A 22,877-nucleotide genomic window follows, 5' to 3' on the forward strand; every position below is an offset into this window, starting at 1 on the left:
GTCATCCGCGGGCCGCCCGGGATGTCGTCCGGTGCAGCGCGATCCTGGCCAGCTCGGTGATCGACCCGCCCTTGGCGGCCTCCATGACCGACAGTTCGCAGCCCAACTGCTGGCGCACCGCGACGAGGAACTCCGCGCTCATCAGCGAGTCCACCCCCAGCCGGTCCAGCGGCACGGTCTCGTCCACCCGGTCCGGCGCGGTCTGCAACACCGAAGCGAGCAGCTCGGTCATGGCCTGACAGATCAGCGCGTGGCCCTGCTCCGGTGTCGCGGAGGCCAGGGACCGGTGGAACGCGCGCGGGTCGCGGACCTCCGCGCCACCGACGTCGGCGGGGAACAGGCCGGCCATCCGGGGCGAGCCCAGGCCGGGCAGGAACCTCCGGGCCGGGTTGCGGCCGATGCCGGCCAGCACCAGGACGTCGTCGTCGCCACCGAGCACCTGTCCCATGGCGGCGAGGGCCACCGCCGGTCGGACGGGCCGCAGCACCTCCGCGACGCTGTCCTGCAGACCGCTGCGCGCGACGTGACCGACCTGCGAGATCGCTCCCCAGCCGATGGCCTGCCCGGGTAGGCCCCGGGCGCGCCGGGCACGGGCGAAGGCCTCCAGGAAGAGGTTGCCCGCGACGTAGTTGGCCTGGCCGTGCAGGCCGATGGTCGCGGCCGCGGAGGAGAACAGCAGGAAGAAGTCCAGGTCGGTGCTCGCGGTCAGCGCGTCGAGCACGACCGCGCCCTGCGCCTTGGGCCGGAAGGCGGTGCCGAACCGCCGGTCGTCCGACTCGGTCAGGGGCGCGTCGTCCAGCACCATCGCGGCGTGCAGCACACCGCGCAGCGGGTGGCCGGAGCCTTCCACCTCGGCGAGCACCCGCCGCATCGCGCCCCCGTCGGCGACGTCCGCGGTGTGGGCCGTGGCCGTCACGCCGGAGCGGGCGAACTCCGCCAACAGTGCGGGGGCCTCGGGAGCGTCGGCTCCCCTGCGGCCGACCAGCGCCAAGTGCCGGGCGCCGCGGGCGGCCAGCCAGCGCGCGGCGGCGGCGCCGAACCCGCCGAGACCTCCGGTCACCAGGTAGGTGGCGGTCTCGTCCAGCCGCACCGCGGCGGGCGGTCGTTCGACCGGCACGTCGCCGTCGTGGGAGACGACGACCTTGCCGATGTGCCGGGAGTTCCGCAACAGGCCGAACGCCTCGGCCACCCTCGCGGCCGGGTACACCACGTGCGGCAGCGGTCGGTACGCGCCGGACTCGACGTGCTCGGCCACCGCGGTGAACAGGCCCGCCCGGACGGTGGGGTCATCGGGTGACAGGGAGCTGAGGTCGACGCAGAACAGGCTCGCGTTGCGGCGCAGCGGTCGCAGCGGAACCCCCCGGTCCTCCACGATGTCGCGCTTGCCCAGCTCCACGAACCGGCCGTGGGGCCGCAGCAGCTCCAGGCTGCGGGTGAGCGCCTCGCCGGCCAGGGAGTTGAGCACCACGTCGACACCGCGGCCGCCGGTGACAGCCATGACCTCGGCGGTGAACGCCAGGCCGCGGGAGTCCAGCACGTGCTCGACCCCGAGCGAGCGCAGGAAGGCGCGCTTGACCGGTGATCCGGCCGTGGCGATCACCGTCGCGCCGCGGCGACGCGCGCACTGCAGCGCGGCGAGACCGACCCCGCCCGCGCCGCCGTGGACCAGGACCACCTCGCCGTGGCCGAGGCGGGCCAACGTCACCAGACCGTGCTCGACGGTCGCGGCGACGACCGGGAGGGTCGCGGCCTCGGCGAAGGACAGGCCGTCCGGCATGGGGATCACGAACTGCGCGGGAGCCGTGACCGCGGAGGCCAGCGACCGGGCCGCGAGCGCCGCCACCCGGTCGCCCGGCCGGACGGAGGTCACCCCGCGGCCGACCGCGGTCACCACCCCGGCGCACTCCAGGCCGAGCGCGCCGCCGTCGAACGACTCCGCGCACGCCTGCGGCGGCAGCGCGCCCGTGGCCAGCATGACGTCGCGGTAGTTCAGCGCGGAGGCCCGCACGGAGATGGCCACCTCCCCCGGGCCGGGCGCCGCCGCCGGCGCGGGGACCCAGGCGAGCGCGAACGACAGCCCTTCCCGCCGCAGGTCGAGCCGGTACGGGGTGGGCGCGCGGTCCACGGGTGGCGTCGCCTCGACGACGCGGGGGACGAAGCGTCCCGCCTCGGTGAGCACGACCTCGTCCTCGTCGGACGGGTCGAGCAGCTCGCGCGTGAGCCGCGCGGCGTCGTCCTGGCCGCGGTGCAGGGACAGCCGCCGGACGGTCAGGTCGGGGCGTTCGCTGCCCAGGGAGCGCGCGACGCCCCACGTGGCCGCGTCGGCGGGGTGGTCGGGCCGTTCCGGCGCGGGCAGCGCACCGCTGGGTCGGGTGACCAGCCACAGCGACACCGCGCCCGCGGCGGGTCGCCGGTCGCACGCCACGGCCAGCGCTCGCAGCACGGCGGCCCGCCGCGTCGCGTGCTCGGCCACCGAGGCGGTCGGGTGGTCCGCGAGCACGAGGACGACGTCGACGTCCCCGGCGTGGTCGCCCAGCAGCGGTGACCAGTGGTCGACCTCGTGGGCCGCGGTCGTGGTGAGCGCGTCGCCCGTGCCCGCGAGGCGGTGCGCGACCCCGGCGACGAGGTCGGACTCGGTGTCGTCCTCGGCCGCCAGCACCCACCGCACCTCCGTGCGCGTGGACGTCGGCGGCACGGTCGAAGGACCGGTGCGGCCGGCGCGGCTCGCGACGAGGACCGTGCCCGCACCGCGCACCGGACCGTCCTCGGCGCCGACCTGGGAAACGTCGTCGAACCCGCACTCGCGCAGCACGGCAGGCCACTGCTCGCGCGACAGCAGCGGCGACCGGGTCCGCAGGTCCCCGTCGGTGAAGCGCCAGAACCCGTCGAGCACGCCGAAGGGCAGTGCCAGGTACTCCGGGTCGTGCGCCTCGTAGGCGAGCAGCAGGCCGCGGTCGGTGAGCAGGTCCGCCACCGCGTGCAGCGATCGGCGCAGGTCGGCCGTCGCGTGCAGCACGTTGGAGGCGATCACGACGTCGAACGAGCCGGGGGCGAACCCCTGCCGCGTCGGGTCGTGGTCGAGGTCGAGCGCCTCGTAGCGGACGAAGTCGTGGGCCTCGAACCGCTTGCGCACGCGGGGGAAGAACCCGTGGCTCTGGTCGGTGAACACGTAGTGGGCGCGTTCGGGCGGCAGGCAGGGCAGCACGGCCGCGGTGGCGCCGCCGGTGCCGCCGCCGACCTCCAGCACCCGCAGCGGGCGGTCCGCGGGCCAGTCCGCGACGACCTCCCGGAGCACCGCCCGGAGGAGCTGGTTGAACAGCCGGTAGATCGGCGCGACGTCGTAGTACTGCTCCAGGAACTGCGCGGCCTCGGTGAAGATCAGCTCGGCCGGGTCGACGTGCCCGCCGAGCACGTCCGCGAGCCGGCCGCCCACGTGCGAGCTGATCACCAGCTCCGGCAGGTGCCCGGGGTGCTCCGCCGCCATCGACGCGAGCAGCGCGTCAGGGTCGTCGTCACCGGACAACCTCCACCGGTCCCGATCCACCCGCTCGGCCAGCCCGGTGCGCTCGGCCGTCGACAGCAGCAGCTCGACCAGCCGGACGTGCTTGGGCAGCATCCCCTCGGCCACCAGGTCGGCGGTGGTGAACGCCCGCCCGTCCGGCACGAACGCCCGCAGCGCCGAGGCGGCGCGGTGGGCGAAGCTCGCCACCAGGCGTGGCAGGAACCCGTCGTCCAGGCGCTCGAACTCCCGGCGTGCCCACGCCACCTCCGCGGTCGCTGCGGCGACCACGTCGGAGGCTCCCGGCAGCGGCCCGCCGCCGTCCCCCGCGAGCGGCGCTGCCCGCAGCACGGTGCGCAGCCGCTCCAGCCGGTCGGAGCCGACCGCGTCGAACCGCCGCAGCACCACGTCGTCCAGTTCCACCGCGACGACGCCGAACTCGTCGGTGATCACCAAGTCCCACCGGACGTACCGGGTGTCGCGGTGACGGAGGCGCACGTGCGCGAACCCGTCGCGCGACGGGGCCCGCCGACGTCGGACCGCGCCGATCGCCGACGGCAGGAACGCGCCGTCCACGAGGTCGTCGCCCAGCAGCGGCGCACCCGCTTGCAGGGCGCCGTCCAGCACGACGGGGTGCGCCTCGTAGCCGGCGGTCGGCCCCTCGAAGCGGTACCGGGCGACCACCTCGTCCGGGCCGACGCGCAGCTCGCGCAGGACCCGGAACGCCGGGCCGTAGTCCAGCCCCGCCTCGGCCGCCCGCCGGTAGTGCCGGTCCACCGGCACGTCGACGAGTCCCGGCCGCTCGAGCGCGAGGGCCGGTGGCGGGGCGTGCCACAGGCGGCGGACCCGTCCGGTGGCGTGCACCCGCCACCAGCTCGTCCCCTCGGCCCGACTGGCGATCCGCAGCTCGCCGTCCTCCTCGGACAGCGAGCACTGCAGGCCGGTCGTGACGTCCTCGTCCCAGGGCAGCACCAGCGCCTGGTCGATCCGCAGGCCGGTGATCTCCACGGCGTCGTCGTGGACCCGTGCCCCCGCGGCCAGCGCCATCTCGACGTAGCCGGCGGCGGGCATCACCACGGCGCCGCCGACGCGGTGGTCGGCCAGCCACGGCACCCGCACCGACTCCACGACGTCGCGCCAGGTCGGCTCCGCGACCGGCGCCCGCTCCCCCAGCAGCGGGTGGTCGGTCACCCCGGTGCCGCTGGAGCGCACCCAGAGGTGGGTGTCGCCGTTCCAGTGCCGCTCGCGCCGCCACGGGTAGGGCGGCAGCTCCACGACGTTGCCGCGGTGGGGGAAGTAGAGGTCCCAGTCGACCGGCACGCCTGCCGCGAGCAGCGCCGCGGTGGCGGCCCGGATCGCCGGCTCACCGGGCGAGTCCCGGCGCAGGGTCGGCAGCACCAGCGCGTCCGGGGCCAGCCTGCGCAGGTAGGTGCGCAGGACCGGGTGCGGCCCGATCTCGACGAACGCGTCGACCCCCTCGGTGGTCAGGTGACGCACGGCGGGTGCGAAGAGGACCGGCTCGCGGACGTTGCGCCACCAGTACCCCGCGTCCAGCTCCGGGCCCGTGATCGGCTTGCCCGTCACCGAGGACACCATCGGCACCGCGGTCGGGTCGGCGGTCAGGCCGTCGAGCCCGGTGCGGACCTCGCGCTCGACGGCGTCCATGGCGGGGCTGTGGAAGGCGTAGTCCAGGTCGAGCTCGTGGAAGAACACCCCGCGCGCGGCCAGGTTTCCGCCCAGCCGGGCGAGCTGCCCGGCGTCGCCGCCGATCGTCACGTCCCGGTCGCTGTTGACCCCCGCGAGCGACAGTCCCGGCCACTGTCGCAGCAGCTGCTCCGCGTCGGCCGCGGACAACCCGACGGCGGCCATCCGGCCCAGGCCGGCGGTGCGCCCCTGGGCGGCGCTGCGCGCGGCGAGCACCCGACAGGCGGAGCCCAGGTCCAGCGCACCCGCCACGTGCGCCGCCGCGATCTCCCCCACGCTGTGCCCGACCACGGCCGCCGGGGTGATCCCCCGGGCCCGCAGGGCCGCCACGACGCCGAGCTGGACGGCGAACAACGCGGGCTGGGCGAACTCGGTGCGGTGCAGCCGGGAACGGCGGGGCTGCGCGCGCAGCTCGTCGAGCACGGACCACCGCTGGTGCGCCCGCAGCGCGGCGTCGACCTGCTCGACGGCCGCCCGGAACGCCGGGTCGTCGAGCAGGTCGACGCCCATGCGCGCCCAGTGCGCGCCGTTGCCGGAGAAGACGAAGGAGGTTCGCCCACCGCTCTCCCGGACGGGGTCGGGCTGCCCGGCGAGCACGCGCAGCTGCTCGGCCGCGTCCCGCGCGTCGCGGGCCAGGACGGCGGCGCGGAGCGCGTGCCGGCCGCGACGACGGGTGGCGGTGTGGCAGACGTCGTAGAAGTCGTCCGCCGCGGCCTGGTCCAGCTGCTTGGCCAGCAGGTCGGCGGCTCGGGCCAGCGCGTGCGGCGACCGCCCCGACAGCACGACCGGCAGCATGCGCCCATCGTGCGCGGTGGGACCGGGCGCCGGCGGACCGGAGGTCAGGACCACGTGGGCGTTGGCCCCGCCGAACCCGAAGGAGTTGACGCCGACGACCGGCCGCCCGCGGTGCGCCAACGCGGTGCGTCGCGCCACCGGGGCGAGCCCCAGCCCGGTGAAGTCGATGGCCGGGTTGAGCCGCTGGGCGTGCAGCGACGCCGGGATCTCGCCGTGCCGCAGCACGAGGACGGCCTTGAGCAGACCCGCCAGGCCCGACGCCGCCTCCAGGTGCCCGAGGTTGGTCTTGACCGACCCGATCGGCAGCGGGGTCGCGCGGTCGCGGCCGAGGGCCGCGCCGACCGCCGCGCACTCGGCCGGGTCGCCCGCCGGGGTGCCGGTGCCGTGCGCCTCGAAGTACGCCAGGTCGTCCGGGTGGGCGCCCGCCCGCCGGTAGACCTCGCGCAGCAGCGCCTCCTGGCTCTCGGCGCTCGGCAGCGCGAGGCCCGCGGTGCGTCCGTCGCAGTTCGTCCCGGTGCCCAGGACCACCGCGTGCACCCGGTCGCCGTCGCGCACGGCGTGCGAGAGCCGCTTCAGCACCACGACCGCGCCGCCCTCGGCGCGCACGTACCCGTCGGCGTCGGCCGAGAAGGTCCGGCACCTGCCGCTGGGTGAGAGCATCGACCCCTGGGCGAACCCGACGTGCGTGGCGGGGTTGAGCAGGAGGCTGACGCCGCCGACCAGCGCGAGTTCCCCGTCACCGCTCGCCAGGTGCCGCACCGCCTGGTGCAGGGCCACGAGCGATGAGGAGCAGGCGGTGTCGATCGCCATGCTCGGGCCGCGCAGGTCGAAGAAGTGCGACAGCCGGTTGGCCGCGATCGAGTTCGCGCTGCCGGTGTTGGTGTAGGCGTTGATGTGGCGCGGATCGGTCTGCTGGAGCGTGCTGTAGCCGCTCTCGGTGATGCCGACGAAGACCGAGGTGCCCGACCCGGCCAGGGCGCGCGCGTCGAGGCCCGCGTCGTCGAGCGCCTCCACCGCCATCTCCAGCAGCAGCCGCTGCTGCGGGTCGACCCTGGATGCCTCCTTCGGGGAGAGCCCGAAGAAACCCGCGTCGAACGCCGCGAGGTCCACCCCGTCGAGCACTCCCGCGGCACGGGCGTAGCTCTTGCCCCGGCGCGGCCCGCGCTCGTCGATGAACCGGTCGAGGTCGAACCGGTCCGGCGGGAGCTCGCTCACCAGGTCGCGTCCGGTCGATAACGCGGCCCACAACCCGTCGAGGTCCGTGATGCCGCCGGGCAACCGGCATGCGACGCCGACGACGGCGACGAGGTCGTGCTGGACCAAAGGGATCTCCGCACCGCTCGGTGCGAGGAACCCGCACCCCAGTCAGGAGCGGCTACATCTACCGGTGATGGCCCGACTGCCCCAAACGCCGTTCAGTCGATGGAGTGATCATTCGGGAATTTATCACCCGTACCGGTTACGTACGAGGTCCCGGGCTCCGCCCTCCCCCTAGCGTTCGCCTCCCGATGTGCCGATCACGGCGAGGGAGGTACCCATGCCCGAGGACGAAACCACCCACGTGCCCTCAGCACGGGGGCGGACGCGGTGGCTGCGGTTCACCGTCGTCCTCCTCACGAGCACCGGCCTCGCCGCGGGTCTGGTCACCGCCACCGCCACCGCCGCGATCCCGACCGCGTTCGCCCTGTCGGGCAAGAACTTCAAGTTCTCCGCCGACCGGGTGAACGGCGACGGCTTCGCCCAGTTCGTCGGCGTCGGGGAGAACCAGGAGGCCGTCGTGGTCACGAGCATCGGCGCCGCCCGGGTCGAGGACCTCTGCTTCTCGGCACTGGTGCCCAGCCCCGTCGGCGAGGTGACGATCGTCGCCAGGGCAGGCGGCGCCGAAGCCGTCGAAGCACGGGACCTGGTGCTCAACCTCAGCGACATGAACGCCGACGCGACCCTCACCAACCTGGTGCTGGGCACCGACGCGGCGACGGTCGACCGAGGCGCGGAAGGCGTCACCGGCCAGGCCGGTGACTACGCGCACCAGGCGGACGGCATCGTCATCGAGCGGCTCCGGTCGACCGCCGGCACCACCACCGCCGGGGTCTTCAAGCTCACCGGCCTGCACATCACCGCGGTACCGGGACGGCAGGAGTGCTTCTGATGGTCACCAGGTTCAACCGGTGGCGAGGCGGGCGCCCCTTCTGGGCGGGTCTGCTGGCCATGCTGGCCGGGCTGGAGGTCCTGCTGATCCCGGTCACGGGTTACCGGTACCTCCTGGTCCAGGGCATCGGCGGGATCGGCACCGTGCTCGTCGCCGTGGGCCTGGTGGCGGCCGGCGCGGCGCTGTGGCGACTCCCCGGGCACGGCACCGCCCTCGGCGCGGTGGTGATCGGCCTCGGACTCGTCGCCTACGTCGTCGCGAACCTGGGCGGCTTCCTCGTGGGCATGGCGCTGGCGATCGTCGCCGGATCGCTGGCAACGGCGTGGAAGTCGGCCCTGCCGGCATGATCGGTCAACTGTCCGCGGTGGTCCTCGTGGCCACGGGCACGGCGGTGTGGTCCACGGTCGACACGCGGCCCAGTTCGACTCGGTCACCGTCGACCGACGCGGCACACAGCCGCCTGCACGCGGAGACGGCGGTCGCGCACGTGGCACATCAGGAACTCGGCGACGAGCTCGTGCTGCGGATGCAGTCACTGGAGCTGACCGATGTCGTGCTGACCGCCGAGTCCGGCACGGTGGTCCGCGTCGACAGCTCGACGTTCTCCGGCACGGTGGTGTTGAGGGCCAAGTCGCTGTCGGGCAAGCTCTTCGGTCAGGTCCCGATCACCCTGGACGGCACCATCCCGCTGCCACCCCTCCCGGCACCGCAGTTGACGATGACCGACATCGTCGTGGAGGACGTGCAGCTCACCGCGTCAACCACAGCAGTACGCCACTTCAGCGTCGAACAGCACTAGTACCTGTTCCCGGCCTCGAACCGATCGGGTGCCCTGGTGCGCGGACAGGGGAAACCAGGCTGATCGGAGGTTGTCGAAGCGCCGCTCTGGCAGAATTTCCGTTGTCGCGGTGTCTGAGGTTGTCCCCTTGAACCGGACACCCTGATCCCAGACAGCGGTCTGGGGAAGGATGTTCCCCGTGTCAGGCAAGTCGAAGTACCCCGAGCAGTTCCGCAAGGACGCCGTCGCGCTGGCCCGCTCCTCTGACCGGCCGTTGCGGCAGGTCGCCCGCGAGCTGGGCGTGAACCACGAGACCCTGCGCAACTGGGTCCGCACCGCCGAACAGGCCCAGGCCGCTCCGCCGGCGGGCGGCGTGTCGCCCGAGGAACGTCAGGAGTTGCGGGCACTGCGCAAGCGGGTGGCCGAACTGGAGTTGGAGAAGGACATCCTCCGCAAGGCCGCCGCCTATTTTGCGCAGGAGATGGGTCGTTGACCCGCAGCTACCGGTTCATCTCCGAACACCGCGGCGCCTTCGGCGTCACCCGGCTGTGCAGGGTCCTGGGCGTGCGACGTCCCGGTTTCTACGAATGCTCGCCACCGCCCCGACCAGAACGGAGCGGGCCGAGGACGACGAGCGCCTGGCCGCCGAGATCGGCGAGGTCCACGCCGGTCACCGGGGCGCCTACGGGCGTCCGCGGGTCGTCGTCGCGCTGCGCCGCCGGGGCCATCGGGTGAACCACAAGCGGGTTGGGCGTGTCATGCGCGAGCGCGGGATCATCGGTGTCACCCGCAGACGACGCAGGTCATTGACCAGGCCCGATACCGTCGCGGCACCGGTGCCGGACCTGATCGGTCGGGACTTCACCGCCCCGGCACCGGGCCGACGACTGGTCGGGGACATCACGTATCTGCCCACGTGGGAGGGGTGGCTCCACCTGGCCACGGTGATCGACCTGCACAACCGCGAGGTCATCGGGCACGCGATGGCCGACCACATGCGTGCCGACCTGGTCCGCGACGCCCTCGACCTCGCCGCCCGACGCGGCCTGACCAGTGATGATGCGATTTTCACGCCGATCGCGGGTCACAATACAGCTCCGGACTGTTCCGCTCCACGCTCGCCGGTCACGGCATCCGCCCGTCGGCCGGCCGAACCGGATCGTGCTTCGATAATGCGGTCGCCGAGTCGTTCTTCGCCACCCTCAAGACCGAGATCGGCACCACCGTCCGGGACACCCGCGACGACGCTCGACGGGATGTCTTCGCCTACCTGGGCTACTACAACCACGACCGTCTACATTCGACACTCGGCTACCGCACCCCGCACGAAGCCCGCGTCGGCTACCGTCAAGATCTCGCTCTCGTGGCATAAAATCCGGTGTCCGGTCTCCGGGGACAACCTCACACCACGGCGGCCATCGCGCGCACGGCCGTCACAGGACGGTGTACTGCCGTACCGGGTGCGGTCACGTGGTGATGCTTCCCTCGGGGGTGTAGGTGTGGTCGGCGTACAGCGTGATCCGGATCCACGGGTACCAGTTGGTGCACGGGATGATGGGCAGGCACTGCTTCAGGTGCCGCTGGAACATCGACGTGGTCCACGCGGCCGGCGTGGCGCCCGCCACGTTCTGCGTCTGCTCCAGGATCTCGATGGTGCCGTCCGTTCTCGCCATGTCGCGGCGCACGAGGAACCGGGTGACGTTGACGTTGTCGCTGCACGCCTCGACGTGGTGTATGTACTGCCAGATGACGTTCCCGAGCATCGACCTCTGCTGGAGGCCGACGTCGATGGAGCCGGCGCAGTTCTCGGCCAGGAGCGCCGCGCCACCCGCGGCGGCCGACGCCCCCTTGCCCTGCGCCAAAGCGTAACCGTCGGCTTTGACGGAGATCGTGAGCCCGTCCGGCACCGGTACGTGGCGCGCGATCTCGGGCCGGGTCTTCACCAGCGCGAGATCGGCGGCGCTGTGGTCGTTGCCGACGATCCGGGTGACCGCCGCCGCGAGCTGGTCCGCCGATGCCGCCGGGGCCTCGGCGGCCAGGGCGGTGCCGGGCGCCGACAGCAGCGCGGCCACCGCGAAGACCAGGGTGGGTAACGCCTTTCTTCTTGCCAACACACGATCCTCCTGTGAGTCAGTTGGTGCAGTACCCCTTGGTGGTCACGTCGTAGACGCGCCAAGAGCCGTCCGGAGCGGTCCACACATGCGTGGAAGTCGATGAGTCGTAGGGGTTGCAGTTGATGCCGGCGGTACGGAGCGCGACCCTGTTGGCCGCGATGCCGTTGCCGATCGCGGCCTCGCGGGTGGTGGCCTGGCCCTGGGACGTCACGGACCGGATGACGGTGTGCGGAGCCGCGTTGGCGACGGTCAGCGTCAAGCCGTAGGCGGCCAGGATCGGCGGCAGCGGCTGGAAGTAGGTGGTTCCGCCGTTGGTGCAGTTGCCGGAACCGCCGGAGGTGACACCCTGGGCCTGCAGCCCGGACAGCCAGGACCCGCCGGAGTCGCCACCTTCGGCGCAGGCGTTCGTGCGGGTCAGACCCCGCACCGTCCCTTCGACGTAGTTGACGGTGGCGTTCTTGGCCTGGATGGTGCCGCAGCGCGTGCCGGTGGTGGACCCGGACCGGCACACCGAGGCGCCCACGGCCGCCTCCTGCGAACCCTCGACGGGCGTGCTGCCCGAGGCGTTGACCTGCGGAGTGGGGGTCCAGTCGGCGTTGACCGCCACCCAGCCGTGGTCGACGCCGGGGAAGGTGGAACCGGCCACCGTGCCCTGGGCGACCCCGTTGACTCCGGCGGTGGTGGTGCCCACGCCGCCGCAGTGCCCGGCGGTGACGAACCCGCCGGTGACGGAGAACCCGATCGAACACCGGGTGTTGCCGGGGTAGTAGGCGTCGCCGCCGCGCAGGTCGTAGAGCGGTCGCGGCTGTTCGGTGGATACCTGGATGCGGACCGCCCCGGGGTCGGCGCCGCTGCCGGCCACGAAGCCGGCGGCGGCGGCCACGGCCGACGCCGCCGCCAGCACCACAACGGTGTTGGTGGTGACGTCGACGTACCAGCCGGCGACGCCGGCCGGCGCCTTGCCCAGGTCCAGCCGGGCCTTGGCGGTGTCCAGTTGCCGCTCACCGCGCGCCACCACCCGGGGCTGGGCGCCCAGTGCGCGGACCCGGTCGGCCGCGCCGGCGTCGGTGATGGCCACGATCAACCGCTGGTCGCGGGCGGTCAGCCAGGCGCCGCCGAAGCCGGCGCCCAGTTCGGCGCGCACCTCCTGCTCGACGCGGGCGGCGGCGTCCTCCTTGGCCAGCCGGACCCGGACCTCATCGGCGGTGAGGTCCAGGTCGCGTTGCATGGCGGACACCACGTCGGCCGGGGGGACGCCGACCGTTGGAGCCGCCGACGGCCCCACGAGCGGCTCGGCCGTGGCCGGCAGCGGTGTACCGACGAGCACGGCGCACGCAACCGCCGCAGTGCACCTTCGCGCGATCCTGTTCACGTAACTCCTCGAGGGGTTGACGGTGCCGGGCCGGCAGGTGGCCGCGCACCACGACGCCGCAGTGCCGACCGCGACGCGTCAGGGGGACGCGGGCGACGCTCGGCACACCCGGGTGTCGTTGTCCGGTTCCGCCGCGTCCACCACCTTGCTCGGCCGAACGAACGAAAACCTGCGGTAAACCTGCAACCGCCGAACGTCCCTGCTAGACCGGCACCGACGGGGGACCGGTCGGCGAGGAGGTCCGCGGTGGCGGTGGAGTTCCGCGTGTTGGGTCCGGTGCAGGCCAGGCTCGGCGAGCGACCGCTCGACCTGGGTCACGCCCGCCAGCGGTGCGTGCTGGCGGTGCTGCTGATCGAGGCCAACCAGTGGGTGTCGGCCGACCAACTGCTCGACCGGGCCTGGGGTGACCGGATCCCGCCCGGCGGCCGGAACACCCTCTACGGCTACCTGTCGCGCCTGCGCCGGGCACTGCGGGCCACCCGCCAGGCCGCCATCGTGCACCGGTCGAGCGGGTACGAACTGGTTGTCGAGGACGACGCGGTGGACGTGCACCGGTTCCGCCGACTGGTCGCCCGAGCGCGCGCCGAGACCGACCCCGTCCGCGCGCTGGAACTGGCCGAGCGCGCCTCGGGGTTGTGGCACGGCGAGGCGCTGCTCGGGCTGGACACACCGTGGACCACCGCGGTGCGCCACGGGCTGGAGCGGGAGCGGTTCGCCGCCGACACCGACCGCCTGGACCTGGCGCTGCGGCTCGGGCGGCACTCCGCGCTGCTGCCCGAACTGACCGACCGCGCCACCGCGCACCCGCTGAACGAGCACGTGACCGCCCAGCTCGTGCTCGCCCTCTACCGCGCCGGTCGCCAGGCCGAGGCCCTGGAGCGGTACCGGCGACTGCGCGCCGGCCTGGCCGACGAACTGGGCACCGACCCCGGCTCGGACCTGCGACGACTCCACCAGCAGATCCTGGCCGCGGACCCCGACCTGGCCGTTCCCGAAGCGGACCGGTCACCGGTGGTGCCCCGCCAACTGCCCGCCGCGCCCGCGCCGTTCACCGGTCGCGTCCCCGACCTGGCCGAACTCGACCGCGCCCTGCTCGCGGCACCGGGCGACGGGACCGACGCGCCAGGGGACCCGGCGACCGCGACGGTGGCGATCTCGGCGGTCGGCGGCGTGGGCGGGATCGGCAAGACCTGGCTCGCGCTGGCGTGGGCGCACCGCAACCTGCACCGGTTCCCCGACGGGCAGCTGTTCGTGGACCTGCACGGGTTCAGCCCCACCGGGAACCCGACCGACCCGACCGACGCGCTGCGCGACTTCCTCACCGCCCTGGGCGTCACCCCCGACAGGGGCCGATCCGACCCCGGCGCCCTGTACCGCAGCCTGGTGGCCGGGCGACGGGTGCTGGTGCTGTTGGACAACGCCGCCACCGCCGACCAGGTCGTCCCGCTGCTCCCCGCCAGCCCCACCTGCACCGTGCTGGTCACCAGCCGCACCAGCCTGCCGTCGTTGATCGACCGGCACGGTGCGCACCACCTGCCCCTGGGCGTGCTCACCCCCGTCGAATCCCGCGCCCTGCTGGCCGCACGCCTGGGCCGGAACCGCACCGACGCCGAACCCGGCGCCGTCGACGAGCTGGTCGGGCTGTGCGGTCGGCACCCCCTGGCCCTGGCGATCACCGCGCGGCACGCCGCCACCCGTCCCCGGCTCCCCCTGGCCGAGCTGGCCGCGGAGCTGCGCGAAGTCGGCCTGGAGATGCTCGACCACGAGACCGACCTCACCGCCAGCCTGCCCGCCGTGCTGTCCTGGTCCCTGCACCGCCTCACCGCGCGGCAGCGCACGGTGTTCATGATGCTCGGGATCGCGCCCGGCCCGGACATCGACCTGCCCGCCGCCGCCTCCCTCACCGGCCTGACCCCGGCCGAGGCGCGCAAGGCCCTGCACGTCCTGGAGGACCACTCGCTGCTCGACCGGCACCCGCACGGCCGTTACGCGATGCACGACCTGGTCCGCGCCTACGCCGCCACCACCGCCCGCGACGAACTGCCCGAACCGGTGCGCCGGGCCGCGCTGGCGCGGGTGGTCGACTTCTACCTGCACACCGCCCACACCGCCGACCGCCTCCTGGACCCCACCCGCGACCCGGTCCGGCTCGACCCGCCCGCACCGGGGGTCCTCACCCAGCCGCTCCCCGACCTGCCCGCCGCGCTGGCGTGGCTGGACGACCGGCACTCCCACCTGGTCGCCGCCCAGCGGACCGCCGCCGGTGAGCAGCGCCACCAGGCCGCGCTGCACGTGGCCTGGACCCTGACCACCTTCCACTGGCGGCGCGGGCACTTCCACGACGCGCTGGCCGTGTGGCGGGTCGCGCTGGACGCCGCCGCCCACCTGCCCGGCCGGACCGACCACATCCTCGCCCTGCGGCTGCTCGGCCGCGCCCACTTCGAACTGGGGCAGCACGAGGAAGCCGTCGAACACCTGCACCGGGCCCTGGCCACGGCCGAGCGCCACCGCGACACCCTCCAGGCGGCCTACACCGAGCACGCGCTCTTCAGGGCCTGGGAGCTGTGGGGGGACTACCGGCAGGCCCTGGACCACGCCCAGCGCGCCCTGCGCCTCATCCGCGGCCTCGACCGGCCGGTGCTGGAGGGCGACGCGCTCAACCAGGCGGGCTGGGCCGCCGCGGCGCTGGGCGACCACGACACCGCCCGCGACCACTGCCGGGCCGCCCTCGACCTCCAGCGACGTCACCACGACCCGGAAGGTCAGGCGAACGCCCTGGACAGCCTGGGGTACATCGACCACCGCACCGGCCACCACACCGGGTCCGTCCACCACTACCGCGAGGCCGTCGCCCTCTACCGCACCCTCGGCGACACGGCCGCGGCCGCCGACACCCTCGACCGCCTCGGCCACCCGCACGCCGCCCTCGGCCACCACGACCAGGCCCGCGAGGCGTGGCGGGAAGCGCTGGCGCTGTACCGGGACCAGGGCCGCGACACCGACACCGAGCGGGTGCTCCGGCAACTCGCCGACCTCGACCCGACGCCGGTCGGGCAGGCGGACACGACCGAGAACGGGAGAACGGACCCGCCCTGAACCCCGTGCGACGAAGGGTGTCGCCGGCCATCCCCGACGGCTTCACCGGAATCGGGTGACGCGGACCGGCTGGTGCCGGTCCCCCGCGGCGGCTGCGCGACGCCTGCTCAGGTGGGGCCGCAGACCAGTGCCGGTGAGGCCGCTCCCCCGGTGGCGCGGAACCCGAAGGTGGTGGTGCCGCCCGCCCTGATCGAGCCGTTCCACCTGGCGTTCGCGGCGGTCACGGCGGTGCCGTCCTGCGTCAGGGTGGTGTTCCACGAGTTGGCGACCTGCCGGCCCGCGGGCCACGTCCAGCCGACCCGCCAGCCGGTGATGGCCGTGCGGCGGTTGTTGGTGACGGTGACCGTCGCGACGTGTCCGGTGCCCCAGTCGGCGTTGACGTGCAGGGTTGCCGAGCACCCCGCCGGCGGCAGGACCAGCAGCGTGATGGAGTTCGCCGGGTACGTCGCCTCGACGCGGTCCCCGGTCACCGGGAGGTCGGTGCCGCGCACGATGGCGCCCAGGTCCGCCGGGCCGTAGGTGAACCGCCGTGCCGCGCCGGCGCTGTCGAACCCGGCCACCGACAGCGGCGAGGTCAGGTCCTCGGCGGTCTTGTTGACGACCATCACGGTCAGCGCCTCGTCGGAGGAGCGCTCCGCCGCGTAGACCGCCAGCCGGTCCTGGTCGCCGGAGCCGGCCGACACGCTGACGTCGCCGAACCGGCTGCCCGCGCCGTCGTAGTTGCGGTACATGCGGAACGCGTACGCGCCCGGGTCGGTCGGCTTGGGCTCACCCCACATCGTGGCCAGGTCGAGGCCCTCGCGCCCGAAGATGCCCAGGACGTCGGCCTGCGCCAGCGCGCCGTTGATGTCGTCCAGCGCGCCCCAGTTGTACTCGGTGATGGCGGTCTTGGTGCCGGGGTAGTACCGGTCGATCCAGGACTTCATCGTGCGGATGAACTGCAACGGCGGTGCGTTGACCCCGCCGGGGCCGATCCACGACTCCTCGACGTAGGTCGGGTCCCACAGCGACCGGGTGGACCGCAGCCGCCAGGCGTTGGCCGCGGGATCGGTACCGGCGGTGATCTGCGGGTAGAAGTGCTGGTCGAAGTAGTCGAGGTGGCGCGTGCCGCCGTGCGCGTCGCTGTAGTCCTTCATGTTCTTCAGGTACCACTGGGAGAGGTTGAGCCCTCCGTGCGCGGCCGAGTCGGGACCCGGCCCGCAGCCGTCCACACCGGACGCCACCCACTCGCAGTACCCCCAGCCCGACGGGCCGAGGGTCTTGGCGCCGGGATCCGCGGCCTTGATCGCCGCGGCGGTCGCGGTGCCCTTGTCACCCAGCTCGTCCATCGAGACCGGTTCCGGGTGCACGTCGCGGTGCGTGTGCGCCCACAGCACCGGCTCGTTGTCGAGCTCGTAGATCGGGACGCCGCCCCGTTCCGCCGTGCCGAACTCCGCCACCAGGTGCGACACCATCTCCCCCACGAACTCCGGGCCCGCCGGGATCGAGGTGTCGGTGGGCACGCCGGCGAGGTTCTCCCCGTTCAGCAGGCCGTTGCCGCAGTGGGGGTCCCACTCGTCGAACGCGTCCTGCCGCGGGAACCGGGTCGCCGGGAACCCGCAGGCGAACGGGTGCTGCGACGGGGAGTCCTTGGCCACCCAGCCGACCAGGGGCACGGTGACGACGGGCTTGATGCCGCGGTCCAGGTTGCTCCGGACCATCGTCTCCAGGGACTTCGCCTCGTCGGCGACGATGTTCTCGAAGTACCAGTCACTGCCGGTGTTGTAGGTGCGGTTCTTGAAGTTGTAGCGGCTGGAGGCGTTGCCGCCCCAGCGCGCCACCGACTGGCCGATCTCCGCGTTGAACGCCGGATCGCCGCCGTTGAGGCCGTAGATGTCGGGGCTGATCGCGTGCCGGCCGGCGGACACGTCCACCGACAGCACGGGGCCGGCGGTCGCCGCCGCGGCGCTCGTCGCCGTCAGGGCCGTGAACGTCGCCGCGACCAGGACGGCCGACAGCCCGATGGCCGCGGACGGTCGTGGTCCTCGCCGTTGTCGACTGCTTGGCACAGACGCCTCCACCCGTTCGGTCGGACCGCGGCGGTGGTCCGGTGGTTGTCGGGACCGCTGTCCGACCCCGCGGGGCCGTGCCGTTCTTGGGAGCGCTCCCAGAACACTGTGACGTGCCGTGGCGCCAGAGGCAAGCGGCGGGACGGGTGCGGTGTGTCGAAGCGTTTCGATTGCGGGTGCGCCGCCATCCCCGACCTCGGCGAACGGCCGTGCCGGGCTGGGGGGAGTTCGGCGGGGCTCGGTGGCCGTTCAGGCGTAGTCGGGCAGCGTGCGGGCCACGTCGCGCGGCGACGGCATCGCGGCCACCTCGGCGGCCATCGCGCGGGCCGCGTCGCGCACGGCCTCGTCGGTGAGCAGGCGCCGCGCCCTGGTCGCGATGGCCTCGGCGGTCGCGTCCTCGGCCAGCAGGTGGTCGCCCAGCCCGGCCTCGGTCACCACCTCGGCGTTGTTGAACTGGTCGACCGCCTGCGGCAGGACGAGCTGCGGCACGCCCGCGCCGAACGTGCCCATCGTGGTGCCCGCGCCGCCGTGGTGGACCACGAGGTCCGCGTGGGGCAGCACGTCGGCCTGGGGCACCCACGGCAGCACCACGACGTTGTCCGGCACCTCGCCCAGCGCCGCCGGGTCGACCTTCAGCCCGCCTGACACGAGCACCCTCGCGCCCACCTCCGCCAGGCCGTCGATGGCGGTGCGCAGCAGCGCCGCCTCGCTGAACGCCGTCCCCAACGTCAGGTACACCAGGGGCTCCCGGTGCTCCGCGACCCACGACGGCAGCTCGCCCGGTGCGGCGAACACCACCGGCCGCAACGGGATCCGGTGCGCCGACGAGGCCAGGAACGCCGGGTTCTGCACCGAGGGCGGGCAGATGTCGAGGTACGGGTGGCCCAGGGTCATGGAGTCGGTCCGGGGCACCTCGACGCCCAGCTCCGCGCCGAGGGCGGTGAGGTAGTCGCGCGCCGGCTCGGCGAAGTCGGGCTCCTGCCACATCCGACCGTACGAGTGGCACAACGCGGGCACGCCCGCGACCTTCGCGGCCAGGCCCGCGCCCGGGTTGCCGAACTCGTGCACCACCAGGTCCGGCTTGCGCTCGGCGAGGACCGGCGCGAGCCCGGTGGCGAAGCTGCGCGGCAGCACCGAGGCGAACGTGAACGCGACCCGCTCGGTCTCGACGTCCCCGGGCGTCCCGGGCGCGGCGCCCGCGATCGCGTACTCGAACGCCTTGCGGGGCGACATGCCGCCCTCGACGTGCTGGATGCCGTGTGCGGCCAGGACGTCCTCGAAGCCCTTGCCGGTGAAGTAGTCGACGTCGTGGCCGAGCTCCCGCGCGGCGACGGCGAGCGGCAGCAGGGGGAAGGTGTGCCCGTACAGGCCGAGGCTGGAGAAGAGGATGCGCACGGGCTCGAAGCCTAGGCTCCACCCGCACTTCGTGGCCACGTGCGTTTTCGCCGGCGGTGGCTGCTCCCGGCACGGCACCGGTCACCGACCCGGCGACCCGGTCCCCGGTGTCGTCGCGCTGCCCGGACTCCACCGACCGAGGTGGGCGCGCAGGAACGCCGCGACCTCGGCCCGCGCCTCATGAGCCGCGTCCACCACGCCCGACATGGCGAAGAAGCCGTGCGCCACCCCGGGATAACGCGTCGCGACGACGGGCACACCGGCCTCGCGCAGCCGTTCGGCGTACTGCTCGCCCTCGTCGCGCAGCGGGTCGTGCTCGGCGGTGATGACGAGTGCCGGCGGTAGGCCGGTCAGGTCCTCGGCGAGCAGGGGTGAGGCCCGCGGGTCGCGGCCGTCGTCCGGGTTCGCCAGGTAGTGGCCCCAGTACCAGGCGACGGATCGGCGGTTGAACGCGGCGGGGTCGTCGTTCTCGCGCATGGACGCGGTGTCGCCGCGGTGGTCGGTGTTGGGGTAGACCAACACCTGGGCGGCCAGCGCGGGCCCGCCGCGGTCGAGGGTCACCACGGCCGCGAGGTTGCCGCCGGCGCTGTCGCCCGCCACGGCGAGGCGGTCGGGGTCGACGCCGAGTTCGGCCGCGTTCGCGGCGATCCAGGCGACGGCCGCGCGGCAGTCGTCCACGGCGGCCGGGAACCTGTGCTCGGGCGCCAGCCGGTAGCCGACGGTGATCACCTGGCACGGCACCGCGTTGGCCAGGGCGCGGCAGATCTCGTCGGAGGTCTCGATGCCGCCCAGCGCCCAACCGCCGCCGAAGAAGTAGACCACCGTGGGCAGGGATCCCGCCTCGTCCACCGGGCGGTAGACCCGGATCGGCAGGTCGCCGCCCGGTCCGGGGAGGTGCCGGTCGGTGACGTGGCGCACCGGCTCGCCCGCGCCCGCCGCCGCCCGGATCGCGACGAGGTCGGCGGCCCGCGCTTCCTCGACCGAGAGGGTGTAGAGCGGCGGGGGCGCAGCGTCCTCGCGCACCGGCCTGGGCCGCGGGTCCATCGGCATGGGGGCCTCCGTCGTCACTGCTCGAGCACCTTCCGGATCGCGGCGGTCAGCTGGGCGCGGTCGGGTTGCACGGCGAGGTCGAGCCCGGGGGCGAACGGCACCACGGCGCCGTCCGGCCTGGTCACCCTGACGGGCGGCGCGGTCAGGTCGCACCGCTCGGTCGCGGTGGCGATGACCTCGGCCGCGATGCCGCACGTGCGGTTGGAGTCGTCGGCCACGACCAGCCTGCCGGTCTTGGCCAGCGAGGCGGCCAGCCCGTCCCAGTCGAAGGGGTACACCGTGCGCGGGTCGAACACCTCGACCGAGACCTCGGCGGCCAACTCCTCGGCGACCGCCACCGCGTCGTGCACGAGGTGCCCGACCGCCACGACCGTGACGTCCCCGCCCTCGCGGTGGACCCGGCCGACACCGAGCGGCACCGGGGCCAGCCCGTCGTGGTCGAGGTCCACCCGGACGCCGAGCGCCGCCGCCGGCGCGAACACCACCACCGGGTCGTCGTCCCGGATCGCCGTGGTCAGCAGGCCGTAGGCGTCCTCGGGCGTGGCCGGCACCACCGTCTTCACCCCGGCGTGGGCGAACAGGGCGTACGGGTGGTCGGAGTGCTGCCCGGCCCAGCCCGTCTTCGACCCGGAGCCGGGCACCAGGTACGTCACCGGCACGCGGGTCTGACCCCCGGTCATCAGCGAGAACTTGTGCGCCTGGTTGACGATCTGCTCGAACGCCAGGTACAGCAGCGCCGGGATCTGGAACTCGATCACCGGCCGCCGCCCGCCCAGCGCCGCCCCGGTGGCGAAGCTCGTGAACGCCTGCTCCGACAGCGGCGTGTCCAGCACCCGGTCCGGCCCGAACCGCTTGAGCAGGCCCGCGGTCACGGTGGAGACCGCGACCCGGACGTCCTCGCCCAGCACGAACACCGCCGGATCGCGGGCCAGTTCGTCGCCCAGCGCGCGGTTCAGCGCCTTCCGGTAGGACAGCCACGGCATCACCCACCACCGCCCGGACGCGCCCGCATCCCGGTGGCGTACAGGTGGTCGAGCGCGCCGGCGGGGTCGGGGTGCGGGCTGCCGAGCGCGAACGCGACCGCCGCGCCCACGACGGACTCGACCTCTTCGTCGACCCGTTCCCGCTCACCGCCGGCCAGCCGCGCGCCCTGGATCTCCACCGGGTCCCTCTCCCGTCCGCTCCGGACCTCGTCGTCCTCGCGGTAGCGGACCCGGGCCCTGTGCTCCCACGTGTGGTGCGCGTCGAACCGGTAGGTCAGGCACTCGACCAGCGACGGCCCGCCGCCCGCGCGGGCGCGGTCCACCGCCTCGCCGGCCGCGGCGAGCACCGTCCGCGGGTCCATCCCGTCCACCGCCACCGACGGGATGCCGAACGCCGCGCCACGCCCGGTGATCGTACCGGCGACGGCGTCGCCGACGGTCAGGGTCGTGGCGTAGCCGTTGTTCTCGCAGACGAACAGCACCGGCAGCCGCCACAGGGCGGCCAGGTTCATGGCCTCCAGCAGCACGCCCTGGTTGACCGCGCCGTCGCCGAAGAAGCTCACCGCGACCCGGTCGCTCCCCTCCTGCCGGGCGGCCCAGGCCGCGCCCGCGGTGATCGCGCCGTTGGCGCCGACGATCGCGTTCGCGCCGAGGATGCCCAGCGCGAAGTCCGCGGCGTGCATCGACCCGCCGCGCCCCTTGTTCAGCCCGGTGGCGCGACCGGCCAGCTCGGCGAGCACCCGGGCGGGGTCGGCGCCCTTGGCGAGCACGTGCCCGTGCCCGCGGTGGGTGCTGGTGATCATGTCGTCCACGCGCAGCGCCGCGCACACCCCGGCGGCGATGGCCTCCTGGCCCGTGTACGGGTGGATGCCGCCGACGATGTCACCGGAGTGGACGAGTTCGACCGCCCGCTCCTCGAAGCGGCGGATCAGCCGCACCGTGCGGTACAGGCCGATGTCGGTGTCCGGCGCGTGTGCCCCCACGGCGGTCAGGACCGCCACACGGTCGGGCAGAACTCCGGGTCGGCGTAGTCCGGCCTGCCGTCCGGGGTGCGCCGCACGAGGGAGTCGTGGTTGTAGAAGGCGAGGCCGCCGTCGGACAGGGGGAACTCGCGGTAGGCGTTGTCGCCGTCCTGGAGGTGCAGTGAGATGGCCCGGCGCGGCCGGTTCGAGCGGTTGGGCCCGCTGCCGTGGTAGGTCCGGCAGTGGTGGAAGCTCAGGTGCCCCTTGGGTATGACCACAGGGATCTTGGCGACCGTGGTGCCGTTGTGCTCGGCATTGGCCGTGAGCAGGTTCTCCAGGTGGTCCGGGTCGCGCTCGGCGAAGTGCCTCGTGGCGCTGTCGTCCGAGCCGACCTCCTCCCAGAGGTGGCTGCCGTCGACCATCGTGATGGTGCCCAGCTCCTCGTCGCAGTCGTGGAACGGGATGAACGCGGTGAGCATCCGGTCCGACGAGGACGACGACCAGTAGTGCTTGTCGAAGTGCCAGGGCACGACGTTCGACGGCTCCTCGGCGATCGGCGGCTTGTAGATCAGGGTCGACTGGAACACCCGGATCTCCTCCGCACCGGCCAGGCGCGCGGCCACCGCGCCGACCAGCGGCTTGAGCAGCGCCTTGGCGATCGGGTCGCTCTCGTGGTGCACGTAGTCGTTGTGGCGCTGGACGTCGCCGTGCTCGGGCTCCCAGTAGGCCAACCGGGGCGGCCGCGTCGGCAGCCTGCGGCTCCGCTCGCCCGCGTAGTACCGGTCGACCGCCGCGGCCAGCTCGTCGACCTCGTCGTCGGAGAACAGCTTCTTCGACAGGTACCAGCCGTGCTCGGCGTAGAACCGGACCTCGTCGTCGGTCGGGAGCAGGGCGCGCTCCCGCTCGGTCAGCGTGAACCCGTTCACGGTGGT

Annotated in this window: 15 protein-coding genes and 1 pseudogene; 7 read left to right on the forward strand and 9 right to left on the reverse strand. The window is 73.8% G+C overall.

Annotated elements, in window-relative coordinates; genetic code table 11:
• Position 1 precedes the first annotated feature (1 nt).
• Positions 2-7,321: an SDR family NAD(P)-dependent oxidoreductase gene (locus tag Q5530_RS06350; protein WP_415361264.1), complete on the reverse strand. Its 7,320-nt coding sequence runs from the start codon at positions 7,319-7,321 to the stop codon at positions 2-4.
• 214 nt (positions 7,322-7,535) lie between these two features.
• Between Q5530_RS06350 and Q5530_RS06355 the strand changes: the two genes are divergently transcribed.
• The 6 genes and pseudogenes from Q5530_RS06355 (at position 7,536) to Q5530_RS06380 (ending at position 10,297) form a co-directional block, all read left to right on the forward strand.
• The gene (locus tag Q5530_RS06355) at positions 7,536-8,147 is read left to right on the forward strand and encodes a DUF6230 family protein (RefSeq protein WP_415361265.1); all 612 of its coding nucleotides are present in this window, start codon (positions 7,536-7,538) and stop codon (positions 8,145-8,147) included.
• Positions 8,147-8,494 (forward strand): DUF6114 domain-containing protein, encoded by a 348-nt coding sequence (locus Q5530_RS06360; protein ID WP_415361266.1) that lies wholly within the window; start codon positions 8,147-8,149, stop codon positions 8,492-8,494. Before Q5530_RS06355 ends, Q5530_RS06360 begins: the two co-directional genes overlap by 1 nt.
• On the forward strand, positions 8,491-8,946 hold the full coding sequence (locus Q5530_RS06365; protein WP_415361267.1) for a hypothetical protein: 456 nt from the start codon (positions 8,491-8,493) through the stop codon (positions 8,944-8,946). The genes Q5530_RS06360 and Q5530_RS06365 overlap by 4 nt, the downstream gene beginning before the upstream one ends.
• A gap of 178 nt (positions 8,947-9,124) precedes the next feature.
• The gene (locus tag Q5530_RS06370) at positions 9,125-9,418 is read left to right on the forward strand and encodes a transposase (RefSeq protein ID WP_415361268.1); all 294 of its coding nucleotides are present in this window, start codon (positions 9,125-9,127) and stop codon (positions 9,416-9,418) included.
• Positions 9,419-9,512: 94 nt separating this feature from the next.
• Positions 9,513-9,956 (forward strand): annotated as a pseudogene (locus Q5530_RS06375) (IS3 family transposase); the annotation flags it as partial.
• Positions 9,957-10,057: 101 nt separating this feature from the next.
• Positions 10,058-10,297, forward strand: a complete 240-nt coding sequence (locus tag Q5530_RS06380) for an integrase core domain-containing protein (protein WP_415361681.1) — start codon at positions 10,058-10,060, stop codon at positions 10,295-10,297.
• A 94-nt stretch (positions 10,298-10,391) separates the two neighbouring features.
• Here the strand turns inward: Q5530_RS06380 and Q5530_RS06385 are convergent, their stop codons facing one another.
• Positions 10,392-11,036, reverse strand: coding sequence for a hypothetical protein (locus Q5530_RS06385; protein ID WP_415361690.1), 645 nt, complete (start codon positions 11,034-11,036; stop codon positions 10,392-10,394).
• 19 nt (positions 11,037-11,055) lie between these two features.
• A complete protein-coding gene (locus tag Q5530_RS06390) occupies positions 11,056-12,267 on the reverse strand; it encodes a S1 family peptidase (protein ID WP_415361269.1) in 1,212 nt (403 codons plus the stop codon).
• Positions 12,268-12,657: 390 nt separating this feature from the next.
• Between Q5530_RS06390 and Q5530_RS06395 the strand changes: the two genes are divergently transcribed.
• Positions 12,658-15,507 (forward strand): BTAD domain-containing putative transcriptional regulator, encoded by a 2,850-nt coding sequence (locus Q5530_RS06395; RefSeq protein ID WP_415361270.1) that lies wholly within the window; start codon positions 12,658-12,660, stop codon positions 15,505-15,507.
• A 107-nt stretch (positions 15,508-15,614) separates the two neighbouring features.
• On the opposite strand, the gene Q5530_RS06400 is transcribed toward Q5530_RS06395, so the two are convergent.
• The 6 genes from Q5530_RS06400 to Q5530_RS06425 form a co-directional block, all read right to left on the reverse strand.
• Positions 15,615-17,555 (reverse strand): glycoside hydrolase family 44 protein, encoded by a 1,941-nt coding sequence (locus Q5530_RS06400; RefSeq protein WP_415361271.1) that lies wholly within the window; start codon positions 17,553-17,555, stop codon positions 15,615-15,617.
• A gap of 249 nt (positions 17,556-17,804) precedes the next feature.
• Entirely contained in the window at positions 17,805-18,950 is a 1,146-nt protein-coding gene (locus Q5530_RS06405; protein ID WP_415361272.1) for a glycosyltransferase, read from the reverse strand.
• 81 nt (positions 18,951-19,031) lie between these two features.
• On the reverse strand, positions 19,032-20,000 hold the full coding sequence (locus Q5530_RS06410) for an alpha/beta hydrolase (protein WP_415361273.1): 969 nt from the start codon (positions 19,998-20,000) through the stop codon (positions 19,032-19,034).
• A 14-nt stretch (positions 20,001-20,014) separates the two neighbouring features.
• Positions 20,015-20,983: an alpha-ketoacid dehydrogenase subunit beta gene (locus tag Q5530_RS06415; RefSeq protein WP_415361274.1), complete on the reverse strand. Its 969-nt coding sequence runs from the start codon at positions 20,981-20,983 to the stop codon at positions 20,015-20,017.
• Entirely contained in the window at positions 20,983-21,984 is a 1,002-nt protein-coding gene (locus Q5530_RS06420) for a thiamine pyrophosphate-dependent dehydrogenase E1 component subunit alpha (RefSeq protein WP_415361275.1), read from the reverse strand. The genes Q5530_RS06415 and Q5530_RS06420 overlap by 1 nt, the downstream gene beginning before the upstream one ends.
• Positions 21,972-22,871 carry a phytanoyl-CoA dioxygenase family protein gene (locus Q5530_RS06425; protein ID WP_415361276.1) on the reverse strand — a complete coding sequence of 300 codons (900 nt, stop codon included), beginning with the start codon at positions 22,869-22,871 and terminating at the stop codon, positions 21,972-21,974. Before Q5530_RS06425 ends, Q5530_RS06420 begins: the two co-directional genes overlap by 13 nt.
• Positions 22,872-22,877: the final 6 nt, after the last annotated feature.

It is taken from the genome of Saccharothrix sp. BKS2 (assembly GCF_047689505.1).
Taxonomy (GTDB): Bacteria; Actinomycetota; Actinomycetes; order Mycobacteriales; family Pseudonocardiaceae; genus Actinosynnema; species Actinosynnema lopnurensis.

Excerpts from the sequence above, each read along its gene's own strand:
- Q5530_RS06355 (WP_415361265.1), top strand. The coding sequence starts at position 7,536 with ATGCCCGAGGACGAAACCACCCACGTGCCCTCAGCACGGGGGCGGACG.
- Q5530_RS06360 (WP_415361266.1), top strand. The coding sequence starts at position 8,147 with ATGGTCACCAGGTTCAACCGGTGGCGAGGCGGGCGCCCCTTCTGGGCG.
- Q5530_RS06365 (WP_415361267.1), top strand. The coding sequence starts at position 8,491 with ATGATCGGTCAACTGTCCGCGGTGGTCCTCGTGGCCACGGGCACGGCG.
- Q5530_RS06390 (WP_415361269.1), bottom strand. The coding sequence starts at position 12,267 with ATGCAACGCGACCTGGACCTCACCGCCGATGAGGTCCGGGTCCGGCTG.
- Q5530_RS06410 (WP_415361273.1), bottom strand. The coding sequence starts at position 20,000 with ATGCCGATGGACCCGCGGCCCAGGCCGGTGCGCGAGGACGCTGCGCCC.
- Q5530_RS06415 (WP_415361274.1), bottom strand. The coding sequence starts at position 20,983 with ATGCCGTGGCTGTCCTACCGGAAGGCGCTGAACCGCGCGCTGGGCGAC.